Source organism: Neoasaia chiangmaiensis, from assembly GCF_002005465.1.
In the GTDB taxonomy this organism is placed as follows: Bacteria; Pseudomonadota; Alphaproteobacteria; order Acetobacterales; family Acetobacteraceae; genus Neoasaia; species Neoasaia chiangmaiensis.
Genome location: NZ_CP014691.1, coordinates 1,606,885 through 1,622,661, shown reverse-complemented (window position 1 = coordinate 1,622,661; position 15,777 = coordinate 1,606,885). Strand labels below are relative to the sequence as shown.

At 65.0% G+C, this 15,777-nt stretch carries 14 protein-coding genes; 12 read left to right on the top strand and 2 right to left on the bottom strand.

All coding sequences use genetic code 11. The features are described 5' to 3' along the window. The first annotated feature begins 178 nt into the window (after nucleotides 1–178). The 3 genes from hpnA to hpnC are packed head-to-tail and all read left to right on the top strand — an operon-like array spanning nucleotide 179 to nucleotide 3,203. Nucleotides 179–1,180: a hopanoid-associated sugar epimerase gene (gene hpnA / locus A0U93_RS07640; protein WP_077808412.1), complete on the top strand. Its 1,002-nt coding sequence runs from the start codon at nucleotides 179–181 to the stop codon at nucleotides 1,178–1,180. Continuing rightward, the gene (locus A0U93_RS07635; protein WP_077806813.1) at nucleotides 1,177–2,331 is read left to right on the top strand and encodes a glycosyltransferase; all 1,155 of its coding nucleotides are present in this window, start codon (nucleotides 1,177–1,179) and stop codon (nucleotides 2,329–2,331) included. The genes hpnA and A0U93_RS07635 overlap by 4 nt, the downstream gene beginning before the upstream one ends. Then, entirely contained in the window at nucleotides 2,328–3,203 is an 876-nt protein-coding gene (hpnC, locus tag A0U93_RS07630; RefSeq protein WP_245825153.1) for a squalene synthase HpnC, read from the top strand. Before A0U93_RS07635 ends, hpnC begins: the two co-directional genes overlap by 4 nt. A 6-nt stretch (nucleotides 3,204–3,209) precedes the next feature. On the opposite strand, the gene A0U93_RS07625 is transcribed toward hpnC, so the two are convergent. After that, on the bottom strand, nucleotides 3,210–4,025 hold the full coding sequence (locus tag A0U93_RS07625) for an alpha/beta fold hydrolase (protein WP_077806812.1): 816 nt from the start codon (nucleotides 4,023–4,025) through the stop codon (nucleotides 3,210–3,212). Nucleotides 4,026–4,200: 175 nt separating this feature from the next. On the opposite strand from A0U93_RS07625, the gene dusB reads away from it, so the two are divergent. The 9 genes from dusB to A0U93_RS07580 all read left to right on the top strand — a co-directional run bounded on the left by dusB (nucleotide 4,201) and on the right by A0U93_RS07580 (nucleotide 13,919). Then, nucleotides 4,201–5,292 carry a tRNA dihydrouridine synthase DusB gene (dusB, locus tag A0U93_RS07620; RefSeq protein ID WP_077808410.1) on the top strand — a complete coding sequence of 364 codons (1,092 nt, stop codon included), beginning with the start codon at nucleotides 4,201–4,203 and terminating at the stop codon, nucleotides 5,290–5,292. 100 nt (nucleotides 5,293–5,392) lie between these two features. Further along, on the top strand, nucleotides 5,393–5,680 hold the full coding sequence (locus tag A0U93_RS07615) for a helix-turn-helix domain-containing protein (RefSeq protein ID WP_077806811.1): 288 nt from the start codon (nucleotides 5,393–5,395) through the stop codon (nucleotides 5,678–5,680). Next, nucleotides 5,677–8,076: a sensor histidine kinase NtrY-like gene (locus A0U93_RS07610; RefSeq protein WP_077806810.1), complete on the top strand. Its 2,400-nt coding sequence runs from the start codon at nucleotides 5,677–5,679 to the stop codon at nucleotides 8,074–8,076. Before A0U93_RS07615 ends, A0U93_RS07610 begins: the two co-directional genes overlap by 4 nt. Before the next feature lie 38 nt (nucleotides 8,077–8,114). After that, on the top strand, nucleotides 8,115–9,512 hold the full coding sequence (gene ntrX, locus A0U93_RS07605) for a nitrogen assimilation response regulator NtrX (protein WP_077806809.1): 1,398 nt from the start codon (nucleotides 8,115–8,117) through the stop codon (nucleotides 9,510–9,512). 186 nt (nucleotides 9,513–9,698) lie between these two features. Then, nucleotides 9,699–9,953, top strand: coding sequence for an RNA chaperone Hfq (gene hfq, locus A0U93_RS07600; RefSeq protein ID WP_147150810.1), 255 nt, complete (start codon nucleotides 9,699–9,701; stop codon nucleotides 9,951–9,953). A 27-nt stretch (nucleotides 9,954–9,980) separates the two neighbouring features. After that, on the top strand, nucleotides 9,981–11,285 hold the full coding sequence (gene hflX / locus A0U93_RS07595) for a GTPase HflX (protein WP_077806807.1): 1,305 nt from the start codon (nucleotides 9,981–9,983) through the stop codon (nucleotides 11,283–11,285). A gap of 107 nt (nucleotides 11,286–11,392) precedes the next feature. Further along, nucleotides 11,393–12,448 (top strand): NAD(P)-dependent alcohol dehydrogenase, encoded by a 1,056-nt coding sequence (locus tag A0U93_RS07590; protein WP_077808409.1) that lies wholly within the window; start codon nucleotides 11,393–11,395, stop codon nucleotides 12,446–12,448. A 103-nt stretch (nucleotides 12,449–12,551) separates the two neighbouring features. Continuing rightward, nucleotides 12,552–13,394 carry an inositol monophosphatase family protein gene (locus A0U93_RS07585; protein ID WP_077806806.1) on the top strand — a complete coding sequence of 281 codons (843 nt, stop codon included), beginning with the start codon at nucleotides 12,552–12,554 and terminating at the stop codon, nucleotides 13,392–13,394. Nucleotides 13,395–13,493: 99 nt separating this feature from the next. Next, nucleotides 13,494–13,919, top strand: a complete 426-nt coding sequence (locus A0U93_RS07580) for a host attachment protein (protein ID WP_077808408.1) — start codon at nucleotides 13,494–13,496, stop codon at nucleotides 13,917–13,919. A gap of 212 nt (nucleotides 13,920–14,131) precedes the next feature. On the opposite strand, the gene A0U93_RS07575 is transcribed toward A0U93_RS07580, so the two are convergent. Next, the gene (locus A0U93_RS07575) at nucleotides 14,132–15,586 is read right to left on the bottom strand and encodes a SulP family inorganic anion transporter (RefSeq protein ID WP_077806805.1); all 1,455 of its coding nucleotides are present in this window, start codon (nucleotides 15,584–15,586) and stop codon (nucleotides 14,132–14,134) included. Nucleotides 15,587–15,777 lie beyond the last annotated feature (191 nt).

Here is a 15,777-nt window from a genome sequence, read left to right as displayed (position 1 = left end):
CGGCTTACACCAGGTGAGGGCATTCCGCCACACCGGTCGTGGTGGGTTCGTACGAGAATATGCGGTATCGGCGGTTTGCGTGATGCGCCCTGAACGGTATGTTGCAATTGAAACAGGATCTATTCCGCCCTGGTCTGCGATGGCTGTTGGCGGTTGTCAGAGGAGCAAGCGCGACATCATGGCCGAATATACGCTCGTAACCGGCGCGACCGGCTTCGTCGGGTCTGCCGTCGCGCGCGTGCTGCAGGAGCGCGGACACCGTCTGAGGCTGATGGTGCGCGCGGGCGCCGACAGGTCCAATCTCGCCGGGCTGGATGCCGAGATCGTGAATGGCGATCTGACATCGCCGGAAACGTTCCCGGCCGCGCTGAAGGATTGCCGGTATCTTTTTCATGTCGCGGCGGACTACCGTCTATGGGTGCCCAACCCGGCGGCGATGATGACGGCCAATGTGGAAGGGACGCGGCGGCTGATGCTGGCGGCGCAGCAGGCCGGGTGCGAGCGCATCGTCTATTGTTCGTCCGTCGCGGCGCTGGGGCTGACCAAGGACGGCACGCCGGCGGACGAGACGACGCCGATCGAGGAACATGACGTGATCGGCGTCTACAAGCGCTCCAAGTATCGCGCCGAGCAGGAGGTGCTGAAGCTGGTGCGCGAACAGGGGCTGCCGGCGGTGATCGTCAACCCCTCCACGCCGGTGGGGCCGCGCGACATCAAGCCGACACCGACCGGGCAGATGATCGTCGATTGCGCCTCCGGCCGGATGCCGGCCTATGTGGATACGGGCCTCAACATCGTCCATGTCGACGATGTGGCGGAGGGGCATGCGCTGGCGCTGGAGCGCGGGACGATCGGCGAGAAATACATTCTCGGCGGCGAGAATTACACGCTGGGCGAACTCTTCGCGCTGATTGGCGAGATTGCCTGCGTCAAGCCGCCGCGCATCAGGCTCCGGCAGTCCTGGCTGTGGCCGGTGGCGGTCGGGTCCGAGTGGCTGGCGCGGGGCTTCGGCATCGAACCCCGGGTGACGCGTGAGACGCTGGCGATGTCGCGCAAGCTGATGTATTTCTCCTCCCTCAAGGCGCAGGAACATCTCGGTTACGCGCCGCGCCCGGCGCGCGAGGCGGTGGCCGATGCGATCGCCTGGTTCCGGCAGCATGGGCGGATCGATCCGGTATGATACCGACGCTGGCAGGTGCATCGGCCTTCGTGGCGTGGCTCAAGCTTGTCTTCGCCCACGGTCGGTTCTGGCATGGTGGACCGCAACTGGAACGGCGTGACGTGACGGACGCGGCGTTGCCGGAAGTCGTGGTGATCGTGCCGGCGCGTGATGAGGCGGAGTCGATCCAGGAGTGCCTGACCTCGCTGCTGCGGCAGGATTATGGCGGCCCGCTGTCGGTCGTTCTCGTCGATGACGGCAGCGTGGATGGCACTGGCGATCTGGCGCGTGCCGTGCCCGATCCTGACGGTCGCCTGACGGTCATCGAGGGGCAGGCGCGACCGGAGGGCTGGAGCGGCAAGCTCTGGGCCGTGCATCAGGGTGAAATGGCCGCGTTGAAGCGGCTTCGGCCGGATGGGTTCGTGCTGCTGACGGATGCCGATATCGTCCATGCGCCCGCGCATATCGCCACATTGGTGGCGAAGGCGCAGGAGGATCGGCTCGATCTCGTCTCCGAGATGGTCAAGCTGAACTGCGAGAGCGCGGCCGAGCGATGGCTGGTGCCGGCATTCGTCTATTTCTTCGCCATGCTCTACCCCTTCACGCAGGTGAACGACCCGGCCTCCCGCATCGCCGGGGCGGCGGGGGGCACGATCCTGCTGCGCCGGACGGCGCTGGAGCGCGTGGGGGGCGTCGAGGTGTTGCGCGGCGCGCTGATCGACGATTGCACGCTGGCGGCGCATGTCAAACGCGCCGGGGGACGGCTGTATCTGGGACATAGCACCCTGGCCTGGTCCCGGCGGCCCTATCGGGGTGCGGCGGACATCTGGCGCATGATCGCGCGCACGGCCTATGTGCAGCTTCGCTATTCGCCGCTCAATCTGCTGCTGACGATTTCTGCCATGGGGCTGGTCTGGTTCGTGCCGATCTTCCTGACGCTTTTCGGGCGCGGTCGGGCGCGGTGGTTCGGGTTGGGAGCGTCGGCGCTGTGCGCGGTCTCCTTCGTGCCGACGCTGCGCCGGTTCGGGCTGTCGTTCTGGCGTGTTCTGCCGTTGCCGCTGGTGGCGGCATTCTATACGGCTGCGACGATCGGCTCGGCCATCGACCATCATCGTGGTCGTGGCGCGCAGTGGAAGAACCGGGCCTATACCGAAGAGGTGCATGCATCGTGAATGTCGTGACGAAGTTGCCGGTCGCATCCGTCTGGGGGCAGGCGGATGTCACGTCTGACAAGGGGGCGGGCGACGAGAATTTCCCCGTCGGGACGGTTTTGATCGGGCGGCGTTATCGCGCGCCGATCCATGCCTATTACAATTTCGCGCGGGTGATCGACGACATGGTCGACAACACGCGGCTGACGCCGGATGCGAAGATCGTGCGGCTGCGCGCCATGGGCGAGGTGATCCGTGGCGAGCGCGAGGCGCCGATGCGCGCCGATGCGCAGACCGCCGTCACGCTGCGTCAGGTGCTGTTGCAGACCGGCGTGCCGCTGGAGACGGCGACGGATCTGATCAAGGCATTCTGTCAGGATGCGGTGAAGAGCCGTTACGATTCCTGGGAGGAACTGCTGGATTACTGTCGCTATTCAGCCAATCCGGTGGGACATTTCCTGCTGAAGCTGCACGGCGAGGACGATGACACGCTGCCGCCATCCGATGCGTTGTGCAGCGCCCTGCAGGTGCTGAACCACCTTCAGGATGCGTCGAAAGATCTGAGAACGCTGGACCGATGCTACCTGCCGCGACCGTGGCTGGCGGAGGAAGGCGTGACGATCGACGATCTGCGGCTGGCACGCAGCAAGCCGGGGCTGCGACGCGTGTTCGACCGGCTGCTCGACAGGACGGACGAACTCAATGCCGAGGCGCGACGTCTGCCTAACCTGATCCGCAATCGGCGGATGCGGATCTACGCGGCGGTAATCGTCGAGCTGTCGCACCGTCTGGCGGCGCGCCTGCGGCGCGAGGATCCGGTGGCCGGGCGGGTCAGGCTACGCGCGGACGATGGTATTCGTGCGCTGGCCTGGAGCGCACGCTTCGTGATCTGACGGACGTCAGCGCGGCTCGCCGAGGAAGTCGATCACGGCGCGGTTGAATTTTTCGGTCTCGTCGATGAAGACCATATGCGCGCTGTCGTCGAAGAACATGTTGCGACCGTTGGGCATGTGATCGCCGACCCAGGCGGGGCCTTCCGGGGTGAGGATCGTGTCCTTGCGCGCCACCATCATCAGGGCCGGCAGGGTGAGGGTGGGGAGCAGGTCGCGCCAGTCGTGCACCGTATGGTCGGCCATCAGGGCGGCACGCGCGAAGGACGGGCTCATGGCCATTTCCGCCAGCAGCATTCTCTCCTCTTCCGGCGGCAGGTCGGTGGCGAGACAGCTTGCGAGATTGCCGCGATCAAAACCGGCCGGATCGTTGGTGAGTTGCTGCTGGGTGATGGCCAGGCCGGCCTGATCGTAACAGGCGGCGTGGCCGAGCTTCCATTCCGGCGAGAAATACTGTCGTGGCGTCTGCTGCACGAAAATGGCGTCCCGCACGCGTTCCCTCCCGAAGACTTCGAGATAGGACCAGATGACGGGGCAGCCGAGCGACCAGCCGAGCAGGGTCGTGTCCGTCAGGTCGAGTGCCCGCAGGACGTCGTGCAGATCGGCGGCAAGGCGGGGGATGCGATAGCCATGCTTCGGCTTGTCCGACCGGCCATGGCCGCGCAGATCGATGGCCACGACGCGCGCATGCTCGGAAAGGGCTGCGATGTTGCGGTGGAAGAAACGCCCGCTGAAGGTCCAGCCGTGGATCAGGACGAGCGGCCGGCCGTGACCATGGCTTTCGTAATGGATCTGCGTGCCGTCGTTGGTGACGATATGCGGCATGTCGGGCGTTCCTGTTGTCTCGATTGACACGAATTCGTGAGAACAGCGCCTGGGTTTTCCGTGGGTTGCATGTCGGACTGTTGCCGGAATGCCATTGAACATGTGGTGATTGTGCCGCATTTGCCGAATCGTTCGATTGCGTTGGCCGGATGCGATCGGGTATTCTGGCGGCATCATGAGCATTGCCGACACTTCCACCGCGCCGGTTCGCGGTCATGCCCCCTTGCTGCGCCCGATCGATCTGGGGCGTGGCGTCGTGATCGGGACGCCGGTCATTCTGGCGCCGATGTCGGGCGTGACCGACCTGCCTTTCCGGCAGTTGTCGCGTGAACTGGGCGCGGGGCTGGTGGTGTCGGAGATGATCGCGTCCTGGGCGATGGTGCGCGAGAACGAGAACACTCTGCGTATGGCGCGCAATGCCGAGAATGGCCCGAACTCCGTGCAGCTGGCGGGCTGCGATCCGGCTGCCATGGCGGAGGCCGCGCGTATCGCGGTCGATCATGGGGCGGATCTGATCGACATCAATTTCGGCTGTCCGGTGAAGAAGGTGGCGGTCGGCCAGTCGGCGGGTTCGGCGCTGATGCGCGATGAGGTAAAGGCGGCGGCGCTGCTGGAAGCGACGGTGAAGGCCGTCGATGTGCCGGTGACGCTGAAGATGCGGATGGGGTGGGATCATAACAGCCTGAATGCCCCGGTTCTGGCGCGGATCGCGCAGGATGTCGGGATTCGCATGGTGACGGTGCATGGGCGCACCCGGCAGATGTTCTATAACGGGCGTGCGGACTGGGGCTTTGTCCGGACGGTGAAGGATGCCGTCTCGATTCCCGTAATCGTCAATGGCGATATCGTCAGCATCCGTGATGCCCGCGCCGCGCTTGCGGCATCGGGTGCGGACGGCGTGATGATCGGGCGCGGTTGCTATGGTCGCCCCTGGTTTCCCGCGCAGGTCGCCGAATCGCTTCGCTCGGGGCAGGATGTGCCCGATCCCGACCTGCCGACGGAGAAGGCGATTGCGTTACGGCACTATCGCATGATGCTGGAGCATTTCGGCGAGCGCCCCGGGTTGCGTCTGGCGCGCAAGCATGTGTCCTGGTACTCGACCGGGCTGCCGGGATCGGCGGCGTTTCGCGCGGCGATCAACAAGGTGGACAGCGCGCCGGAAGCGATCGGCATGCTGGAAGCGTTCTATGACAGGCAGATCGCCGATGGCGTCCGCCGTGATCGCGAGGGCCCGGCGGCTGACGATCATGCGCAGGAAGCGGCCTGAATTAAGACCTTGCTCATGAAACGATGCTATAGCGGGGGCCTGTTTCGCGAATCCGGCGGGTGGCCGGATTCCCTTCGTCGCCGGATCGTCTGCGTGTTTCATGTCCGATAATTCCCTGCCCGAGATGCGGCCCGATACGCGGCCGGACGCGCTGGCGGCGTTTCTCATCCGCTATCTGACGCCTTTCCTCGACGATGGCGCGCCGGTGCAGAATCTTCATGCGCGTGTGATTGCCGAGGTCGAGCGGCCCTTGTTCCGTCTGGTGTTGCAGGCGACCGACGGCAATCAGATCCGTGCCGCGGCCATACTGGGGCTGAACCGCAACACGCTGCGCAAGCGTCTTCGGGATCTGGAGATCGAACCGGCGCGCTGTGTGGTGCGCCGATGAGTTCCTTCTTTCGCGCCTTCAGGCAGCGGTTGCAGCCGGACGTGGATTTCGGCGCGCGTCGCCTCTCGACGCGTCTGGCCTCCCTGAACACGGCGGCCATTCTGATGGTCGTGGCGCTGGGTCTGGGATTTGCGACGTTCGTGGTGCTGGCCGGCGGCATGTCGCTGGCGCATCGGCCGCAGATCGAGGCGACGATCTTCCTGCTGGATTTCGTGGTGTTCCTGTTGCTGGCCGCCGTGGTGATCGGCCGCGTGGGGCGCATGTTGGCGGAGCGGCGTTCCGGGCTGGCGGGGGCGCGGCTGCATGTGCGGCTGATTACGCTGTTCGGGGTGGTCGCGGTGGCGCCGACGGTGGTGGTCGGCGGTCTGGCGGCCCTGTTCTTTCATTATGGCATCCAGATCTGGTTCTCCAACCGCGTGAACACGGCGCTGACCGAGGCGCGGGAAGTCGCGGCGGGGTATTTGCAGGAGCATAACGAGAATATCCGCACCGATGCGTTCGCGCTCGCGAATTCGCTGATTACGACGGCCAATGACGATCTGATGTATCAGGCGTCCGGTGTCGATCTGCTGCATGACCCGAGCCGCCTGACGACCATCCTCGACATGGAGGCGACGGAGCGCGGGCTGAACGAAGCTGTCGTCTTCGAGCCGTTCAAGGACAAGGTGATCGCGGCCGGCGGGTTGTGGGCGCGGCAGATGGGGCAGGACGCGCTGGCGCTGCCGCCGCGTGCCGCCGAGGATCTGGTGCGCAACAGCGACAATTCGGATGTCGCGATCCTGGACAGTCCCGACGAGCGCACGGTGCGGGCCGTCGTGAGCCTGGGGCAGAACTCCGGCCTGATGCTCGTCATCACGCGACCCGTGGACCCGAAGATTCTGGAGCATATGCGCAAGACCGACGCGGTCGTGGCGGAATATGCGCGGCTGAACGCCAATCGCTCGAAGATACAGCTGACCTTCGTGCTGATTTTCGGCCTTCTGGGCCTGATCGTGCTGACGGTCGGGATGTTGACGGGGTTGATCCTGGCCAACCAGATCGCGCGGCCGCTGGGCCTGCTGATTCTGGCGGCGCGGCGCGTGAGCGAGGGCGATCTGAGCGTGCGCGTGCCGGAGGCGCGTCGTGCGCGCGATGACGGGCGCGACGATGAGGTGTCCAGCCTGTCGCGGGCGTTCAACCGCATGACGGACCAGCTTGACGGGCAGCGTTCCGAACTGATGGTGGCCTACGATCAGATCAACGAGCGGCGGCGCTTCACGGAGACGGTGCTTTCCGGCGTGTCGGCCGGTGTCGTCGGGCTGGATGCGGCGCAGGTGATCGAGCTGCCCAACCGTGCGGCATCGCGCCTGCTGCACCGCGATCTCGGCGGGGCGATCGGGCGTCCGATGCGGGAATCGGTTCCGGAATTCGGTGCGCTGCTGGCGGCGGTGAGCGAGGCGCCGGAGCAGGTACGCACGGCGGAAGTCCAGATCGACGCGGAAAATCCGGGCAATGTGCTGGGCGACGGGCCGAGTGTGGGGCCGAGCGGGCGGACGTTGCTGGTGCGCATTGCCGCCGAGCGCCGCGGCGATGACGTGGCGGGATATGTCGTGACGTTCGATGACATCACGGCGTTGCTCTCCGCGCAGCGCAAGGCGGCATGGGCCGATGTGGCGCGACGTATCGCGCATGAGATCAAGAATCCGCTGACGCCGATCCAGCTGGCGGCGGAGCGGCTCAAGCGCCGCTTCCTGCGCGAGATCAGCAGTGATCCCGAGACGTTCAGCCAGTGCGTGGATACGGTGGTGCGGCATGTGGGCGATATCGGGCGCATGGTGGACGAGTTCTCGGCCTTTGCCCGGATGCCGCAGCCGGTGCTGCGGGACGAGGATCTGTCGCGGCTTGTGCGGGAGGCGCTGATCCTGCAGCGCAACGCTCACCCCGAAATTGCGTTCCAGACGGAAGGTCTGCCCGCGCAGGGGCCGATCGTGCGTTGCGACAGGCGGCTGATCGGGCAGGCCATCACCAATCTGCTGCAGAATGCCGCCGATGCCATTGCCATGACTGCCAAAGAGGGGGATGCTTTCGTCGTGGATGAGGCATCGGAGCACCGTGCCGGTGATCGTGACAGGATTATCGGCCATATCCTGGTCGCGTTGCGGATCGAGGGGCAGGAGGCGATGCTGAGTGTCGCCGATGATGGCATCGGCCTGCCGTCGAGCGATCGTCACCGCTTGACGGAGCCGTATGTGACGCACAAACCGAAAGGAACGGGGCTTGGTTTGGCGATCGTCAAGAAGATCATGGAAGACCATACGGGTTCCGTGCGTCTGGACGACCGGCCGAACGGGCGCGGCACGGTATCGACGCTCACGCTGCCGATGCGTGAGGCCGTCGTGGCGAATGTGGACGAGTGATCGAGATCGAAGGAAAGAGCCGTTGATGAGGATGGTCAATGGACTATGAAATCCTGATCGTCGATGACGAACCGGACATCCGGTTCCTCATCGAGGGTATCCTGAATGACGAGGGGTATGAGACGCGTGGCGCCGGAACGTCCGATCAGGCGCTGGCGGCGTTTCGTGCACGTCGGCCGTCGCTGGTGGTGCTGGACATCTGGTTGCAGGGTTCCCGGATGGACGGGATCGAACTGCTCAAGGTCATCAAGGCGGAAGAACCCGATCAACCTGTCGTGATGATCTCGGGCCACGGCACGATCGAGACGGCGGTGGCGAGCCTGCAACTGGGCGCGTACGACTTCATTGAGAAGCCGTTCCAGACGGACCGGCTTGTCGTTGTGGTGCGGCGGGCGCTGGAGGCGGCGCGGCTGGCGCGCGAGAATGCGGAATTGCGGCTGCGTTCCGGCGCGGAGACGGCGTTGTTCGGCAAGGGTGCTGCGATCGCGACGGTGCGGGCGCAGATCGACCGCGTGGCCCCGACGGGCTCACGCGTGCTGATTACCGGTCCGGCGGGGGCGGGCAAGGAAGTGGCCGCGCGGATGATTCATGCGCGTTCCAAGCGGGCGAATGGGCCTTTCGTGGCGCTGAACTGTGCCACGCTGGCACCGAGCCGCTTCGAGGAGGAACTGTTCGGTCTGGAAGGGCAGCCTGACGGCACCATGCGCCGCACGGGCGTTCTGGAGCGTGCGCATCGTGGCACGCTGCTGCTCGACGAAGTCGCGGACATGCCGATGGAGACGCAGGGCAAGATCGTGCGCGCCCTGCAGGACCAGACGTTCGAGCGCATTGGTGGGGCGACGCGGGTAAAGGTGGATGTGCGCGTGATCGCCACCACCAATCGCGATCTCCAGGCCGAAATCCAGCAGGGGCGCTTTCGCGAGGATCTCTTCTACCGCCTGTCGGTCGTGCCGTTGCGTATTCCGAGCCTGCGGGAGCGGCGCGAGGATATTCCCGGTCTGGCGCAGCATTTTCTCCAGCGTTATGCCGAGAACGCGGGGCTGTCGGTTCGCGAGCTTTCGGTCGATGCGCTGGCGGCGTTGCAGTCCTATGAATGGCCGGGCAATGCGCGTGAATTGCGCAACCTGATGGAACGCCTGCTCATCATGATGCCCGGCAGCGGCAACGATCCGATCCGTGCGGACATGCTGCCGCCGAGCCTGAGCCAGGGTGCGCCTTCCATGGCGCGGCTCGATGCGGGCGCGGACGTGATGGGCCTGCCGCTGCGGGAGGCGCGGGATCTGTTCGAGACGCAATATCTGCAGGTGCAGTTGTTGCGGTTCGGCGGCAATATCAGCCGCACGGCGAATTTCGTCGGCATGGAGCGCAGTGCGCTGCATCGCAAGCTCAAGCAGTTGGGCGTGACGCAGGAAGAACGTAATACGGTCGGTGGATGAGGCGCTGATCTATTCCCTTAAGCCGGCTTTTGCAGCTTTCTTCCGATGTGATGCGTTGTGGCCTCATTCTCTGTCGTCGGATCGGCAGCCGCTTTTTGATTGAGGACCGACGTGGTCAAAGACAGCCCGGAAAACCAGAACAAATCCTGCTCCGCCACACCGCATGAACAGCCGCCGGGCGAGCCGGTGCAGGATGTTTTTCTCAACCACATCCAGCGTGCCCGCGCGCCGGTGACGATCTTTCTCGTCAACGGCGTCAAGCTTCAGGGCATCGTTCCCTGGTTCGACGCGGAAGTGATCATTCTGCGGCGGGACGGGCATACGCAGCTCGTCTACAAGCATGCCGTCAGCACGATCATGCCCGTTTCGCCTGTCACCCTGTTTGAAAATGGCGACGAGGCGGCGGCGGACGCGAAGCTGGCGCAACTCGGTATGAAATAACGCGAAAGGATTGCCTCGACCTTGGCCATGACGAGCACCACGCCGCCTGCCACACGCGCAGCCGTGATACTACCCTGGGAGCGGCCGACGCCGCATGACGAGTTCCGTGCGGCCGAAGCGCGGCTGGAAGAGGCGGTGGGACTGACCGCTTCCATCGGGCTCGTTGTGGTGCGGCAGGCGATCCTTGCCTTGCGTGCGCGGCGCCCCGCCACGCTGTTCGGCAGCGGCCAGGTCGAGCAGCTGGCCGAGATGGTGCGGCAGGACGACGTGACGGTCATGATCGTCGATTCCAAGCTCTCGCCCGGGCAGCAGCGTAATCTGGAGCGGGCGCTGAATTGCAAGGTGCTCGACCGGACCGGGCTCATCCTCGATATCTTCGGCGCGCGCGCGGCGACGCGTGAGGGTGTTTTGCAGGTCGAGCTTGCCCATCTGGAATATCAGCGTTCGCGTCTCGTGCGGCTCTGGACCCATCTGGAGCGCCAGCGTGGCGGTTTCGGCTTCCTCGGCGGACCGGGCGAGACGCAGATGGAGGCCGATCGGCGCATGCTGGACGAGCGGCTGGTGAAGCTGCGCAAGGAGCTGGAGCAGGTGCGGCGCACGCGCGGGCTGCATCGCTCGGCCCGCAAGAAGGTGCCTTTCCCCGTCGTTGCGCTGGTGGGCTACACCAATGCCGGGAAATCGACGCTGTTCAATGCGCTGACGGGGGCCTCCGTTCACGCGCAGGACCAGCTGTTCGCGACGCTGGACCCGACGATGCGCGGTCTCCAGTTGCCGTCGGGGCGGCAGATCATCCTGTCCGATACCGTGGGTTTCATCAGCGACCTGCCGACGGAACTGATCGCCGCTTTCCGCGCCACGCTGGAGGAGGTCGCGGAGGCGGACATCATCCTGCATGTGCGCGATATCGCGCATCCGGACAGTGCGGCGCAGCGGGCGGACGTGATCGGCGTGTTGTCCAGCATGGCGCGGGACGGCATGCTGGACGAGCACTGGCCGGATCGTTGCATCGAGGTGCTGAACAAGGCCGATCTGGTGGGCGGCATTGAAGCCGTGCCGCGCGGTACGGGGACGGTGGCCATCTCGGCGATTACGGGGGAGGGTATTCCGAACCTGTTCTCGGCGCTGGATGCGAAGATGACGGCCGCCATGCGGCTGGCGCGGGCGCGGATCAACATTGCCGATGGTGCGGCGCTGGCCTGGCTTTATGCTCATGGGGAGGTGCTGGAGCGGCTGGATCGGGATACCGACATCACGGTCGAGGTGCGGCTTTTCGAGCAAGATCAGGCACGTTTCGCGCAGTTGCATCCGGGATATCTCCTGCCCGCCGAGTAATGTTCGGATGCCGGGGACGTTTCGCCATCGGCACGGTGTGATTTTATCCGCTCTGGAACCGTCGTATCATTCGGGGATTCTCGAACATAATCCGGATGGACGACGTCATGTTCACATGCACAGGTTACGCTGCCACCGCGGCCGATGCGCGGCTGGCACCTTTCACGTTCGAACGTCGCGATCCCGGCCCCACGGACGTTCAGATCGACATCCATTACTGCGGCGTCTGCCATTCCGACCTGCATCAGGCGCGCAACGAGTGGCGCAACACGGTTTTTCCATGCGTGCCGGGGCATGAGATCGTCGGCATCGTTCGCGCGGTCGGGACCGAGGTCACGAAATACAGCGTCGGCGATCGCGTTGGCGTTGGCTGCATGGTCGATTCCTGTCGCGAGTGTCCCTCCTGCAAGGCGGGGCTGGAGCAGTATTGCGAGCCGGGCGCGCGCTTCACGTACAACAGCCCCGAGGCCGACGGCAAAGGCCATACGTTCGGCGGATATTCGCGTCAGATCGTCGTGGATCAGGATTTCGTCCTGCGGGTGCCGGACAGCATCGATTTCGCGGCGGCGGCACCCCTGCTCTGCGCCGGGATCACCACGTGGTCGCCGCTGCGTCGCTGGAAGGTCGGACCGGGCCAGAAGGTCGGGATCGTGGGTCTTGGCGGTCTGGGCCATATGGGCGTGAAGTTCGCCGTGGCGCTCGGCGCGGAGGTCACGCTGTTCACCACGTCCGAAAGCAAGGTGGCGGACGGCAAGCGTCTGGGCGCGCATCGGGTGGTGATTTCCAGGGATTCCGCGGCGATGGCGGCGGAGGCCAACAGCTTCGATTTCATCCTCGATGCGGTATCGGCCAATCATGACATCAACGCCTATCTGGCCTGCCTGAAGCTGGATGGCACGCTGGTGCAGGTGGGTGCCCCGGAAGACCCGCTGCCGGTCTCGGTGTTCGGGCTGTTGATGAAGCGTCGCAGCTTTGCGGGTTCGCTGATCGGCGGCATCGGCGAGACGCAGGAGATGCTGGATTTCTGCGGCGAGCACGGTATCACCTGCGATGTCGAGATGATCCGGATGGATGAGATCAACGAGGCCTACGAGCGGATGCTGAAATCCGACGTCAAATACCGCTTCGTGATCGACATGGCGACGCTGCCGGATGCCGCGTGAGGCGATCCGCATAAATCCGTGATCGGCGTCGCGCGCACTGGACAGGCGTGACGCCCGGCACGATCATGGGCGGTTTCGGCGGATCGTCAAGGGAGGCGTCGTCATGGCCAATTTGATCGGGCACGTCACGCGTGCCGAGCTGGCGCGGATCGTATCGATCGCGCGGGAGGCCGCGCGCGAGGTCGTCATGCCGCATTTCCGCCGGCTGGGGCCGGGCGATGTTCAGAGCAAGGCCAGCGCGCTGGATCTTGTGACGATCGCCGATGAGCGCGCGGAACAGCATATCACCGCGCGGCTGCTGGAGATGTGGCCGGATGCGCTGATAGTCGGTGAGGAGGCCTGCGCCCGTCGCGCCGACCTGCGAAAGGCGCTGACGGATGCGCCGCTGTCGATCACCATCGATCCGATCGACGGCACCGCCAACTACGCGGCGGGTGTGCCGCTGTTCGGGGTGATGATTGCCGTGGCGTCCTATGGCGTGCCGCTGGCCAGCGTCATTCTCGATCCGCTCAGCATGGAAGCGGGCGTCGCCTTGCGAGGCGAGGGGGCCTGGATCGACCGGGCGGGCGAGAAACTGCGCGATCTGCGCATGGCGGCCGCCGCGCCATTATCCGCCCTGACCGGCAAGGCGGCGTGGCGCAATCTGCCGACACGCGACACGCAACAGGCGGATCGCACCTTGCGGAGCGTTGCGGCGCTCTGGGATTTTCGCTGCGCCGCGCATGAATATCTTCTGACGGCGGAAGGGCGCGGGCATTTCCTGCTCTATACGCGTAGTCTGCCATGGGATCATCTGCCCGGCTGGCTCATGCTGCATGAGGCCGGAGCCTATGGTGCGCGGTTCGACGGGCAGCCCTATGATCCGGGTCAGCCGGGGCAGGGCCTGCTTTATGCGCCCGATCGTGCGACATGGTCCCTGCTGCATGAGGCGCTGGCACTGGCATGACGAGTGGCCCTGGCGCGGGAAGTCGCGCGACGGGAGGCAACCGTGGGGTGGCGTGATCGTTAAATCCTGGCCTGACAACAGGAAATGGAAGATCAGATCATGGCCACCCAAGACCCCGTTCTTTATGCAGTATGCGATGGCGAGAAGGCGCGCTTCCTGCGTTTCGACGGGCAGCAGCTTCGCACGTTCCAGCGGTTCGGCGCCCATAGCGGTGAGACGGATGCGATCGGCGAGGTCGGTTCCATCAAGCAGCCGCGCACCGATCCGCACGCTCAGGTAAAGGAACGTTTCGCGCGCGAGATCGCGCAGGAGATCAATCAGGCGCTTCAGCAGGACAGCGCGCTGGAAGGGTTGGTCCTTTCGGCACCGCCGCATGTCCTGCACGATATTCGCGAACATCTCTCCAAGGCGGTGGCGAAGAAGCTCATCAAGTCCGAGAGCAAGGACCTGACGAATACGCCGGACCATGACCTGATGAGTCATTTCGATCGTCCGGCGACGGGCTGGCCGCAAATGACGCCCTGACAGGGCTTTGACACCGCGAGATGGGTGCGAAGATCTCGTGGTGGAGGCGTTCGGGCGCAATGCCGGCCTCACGCAGCCGGCTATTATGTCGCGCTCGAAGCCCTCGGGGCCGCAGATAAAAAAATCCGCGTTCCGGGGGAAGCTGGCGGTCGGTGATTCGATATCCGGCCGCCCTGCTCCGGCGCTGCCGCCGTGGCCCGGCGCTTCAGCCCTTACATGGCCAGAAGCGGTTCCTCCGACTGATTCTCGATGATGCCGTGCTGTTCGCGCGTGAGGCCCTCGACGGACACGTCGATGCCGCGATCCCGCAGCTTGCCGACGATCTTCTCCAGTGTCTCGACCGCGGTAATGTCCCAGAAGCGTGCCTCGTTCACGGCGATGGCGACCACGCGGGAGGGTGTCTGGAAGTCGATGGCGTCCAGCAGCACGTCGGCCGAGGCGAAGAACACCTGACCGCGCACGATATAGAGGTCGGCACTGCCGCTGGTATGTTTTTCGACTTTCAGCAGGCCCATCACGCGCCAGGAGAAGAACACGCCGGACAGCAGAACGCCCACGGCCACGCCCGCCGCGAGATCGTGCGTGGCGACCACGACGGCGACGGTGACCAGCATGGTCAGGCTCGACAGGCGCGGGTGGCGCGTGAGTTCGCGCAGGGACGTCCAGGAGAACGTGCTGATCGAGACCATAATCATGATCGCGACCAGCGCCGCCATGGGCACCTGCGCGACATAGCGGTGCAGCACGACCATCAGGAGCAGCAGGAAGGCGCCCGCCGTGAAGGTGGAGAGGCGGCCCTGGCCGCCGTAACGCAGGTTGCCGACCGTCTGGCCGATCATGCCGCAGCCCGCGATGCCGCCGAATAGTCCGACCAGCACGTTGGAGATGCCCAGCCCGCTGGATTCCATGCGCGGATCGCCATGCGTGTTGGTGGCGTCGTCCACCACGCCGGCGGTCATCAGGGATTCGAGAAGACCGACGGACGCCATGGCGATAGCGTATGGCAGGACGATTCCGAGGGTCTCGAGCGTCCATGGCACGTGCGGCAGCGTCAGGCTGGGCAGGCCGGTCGGCAGGGCGCCGAGGTCGGACACGGTATGGACCGGCATGGGGAACCACATGGTGATGGCGGTCAGGATGACGATGCAGATCAGCGGGGACGGGATGGCGCTGCTGATTTTCGGCAGGAGGTAGATGATGACCAGCCCTGCCGCGATCAGGACGTAGGTGTGCCATGTGACGTGCAGCATCTGCGGCACCTGAGCCGAGAAGATCAGGATCGCCAGCGCGTTGACGAAGCCGGTGCGGACCTCGCGCGAGACGAAGCGCATCAGCACATGCAGGCGCAGGACGCCGAAGACGATCTGCATGAAGCCTGCCAGCAGGGTGGCGAGCAGCATGTACTGTGCACCATGCTGGTGGACGAGGGCGGCGGCGACCAGCGCCACCGACCCCGCCGCGCCGGAGATCATGCCGGGGCGACCGCCGGTGATGGCGATGGCCACGCTGATGACGAACGAGGCGTAAAGCGCCGTCGCGGGCGTGATGCCGGCGATGTAGGAGAAGGCGATGACTTCGGGGATCAGGGCGAAGGTGCCGACCATACCGGCCAGCACCTCGCGCAGCGGGCTATAGGCCCACTGAGCGCGGTATCGAGCAAACGTCACGATGAAAGCCTTTCGACGCAATGCGGTGGAACGGGATGTTCGTCGTATTCAGGCCCGACGCGGCAATGGCCCGCGTAAACTAGGCAACCAGCGGCCGCTTCGCAAGAAAGACAATCTGTCCTTTGGTTTTTCGGTGAACATCGCATGCGGCGGCGCGTTGGACGCGGACACGGCAATATGTGATTTTTCCA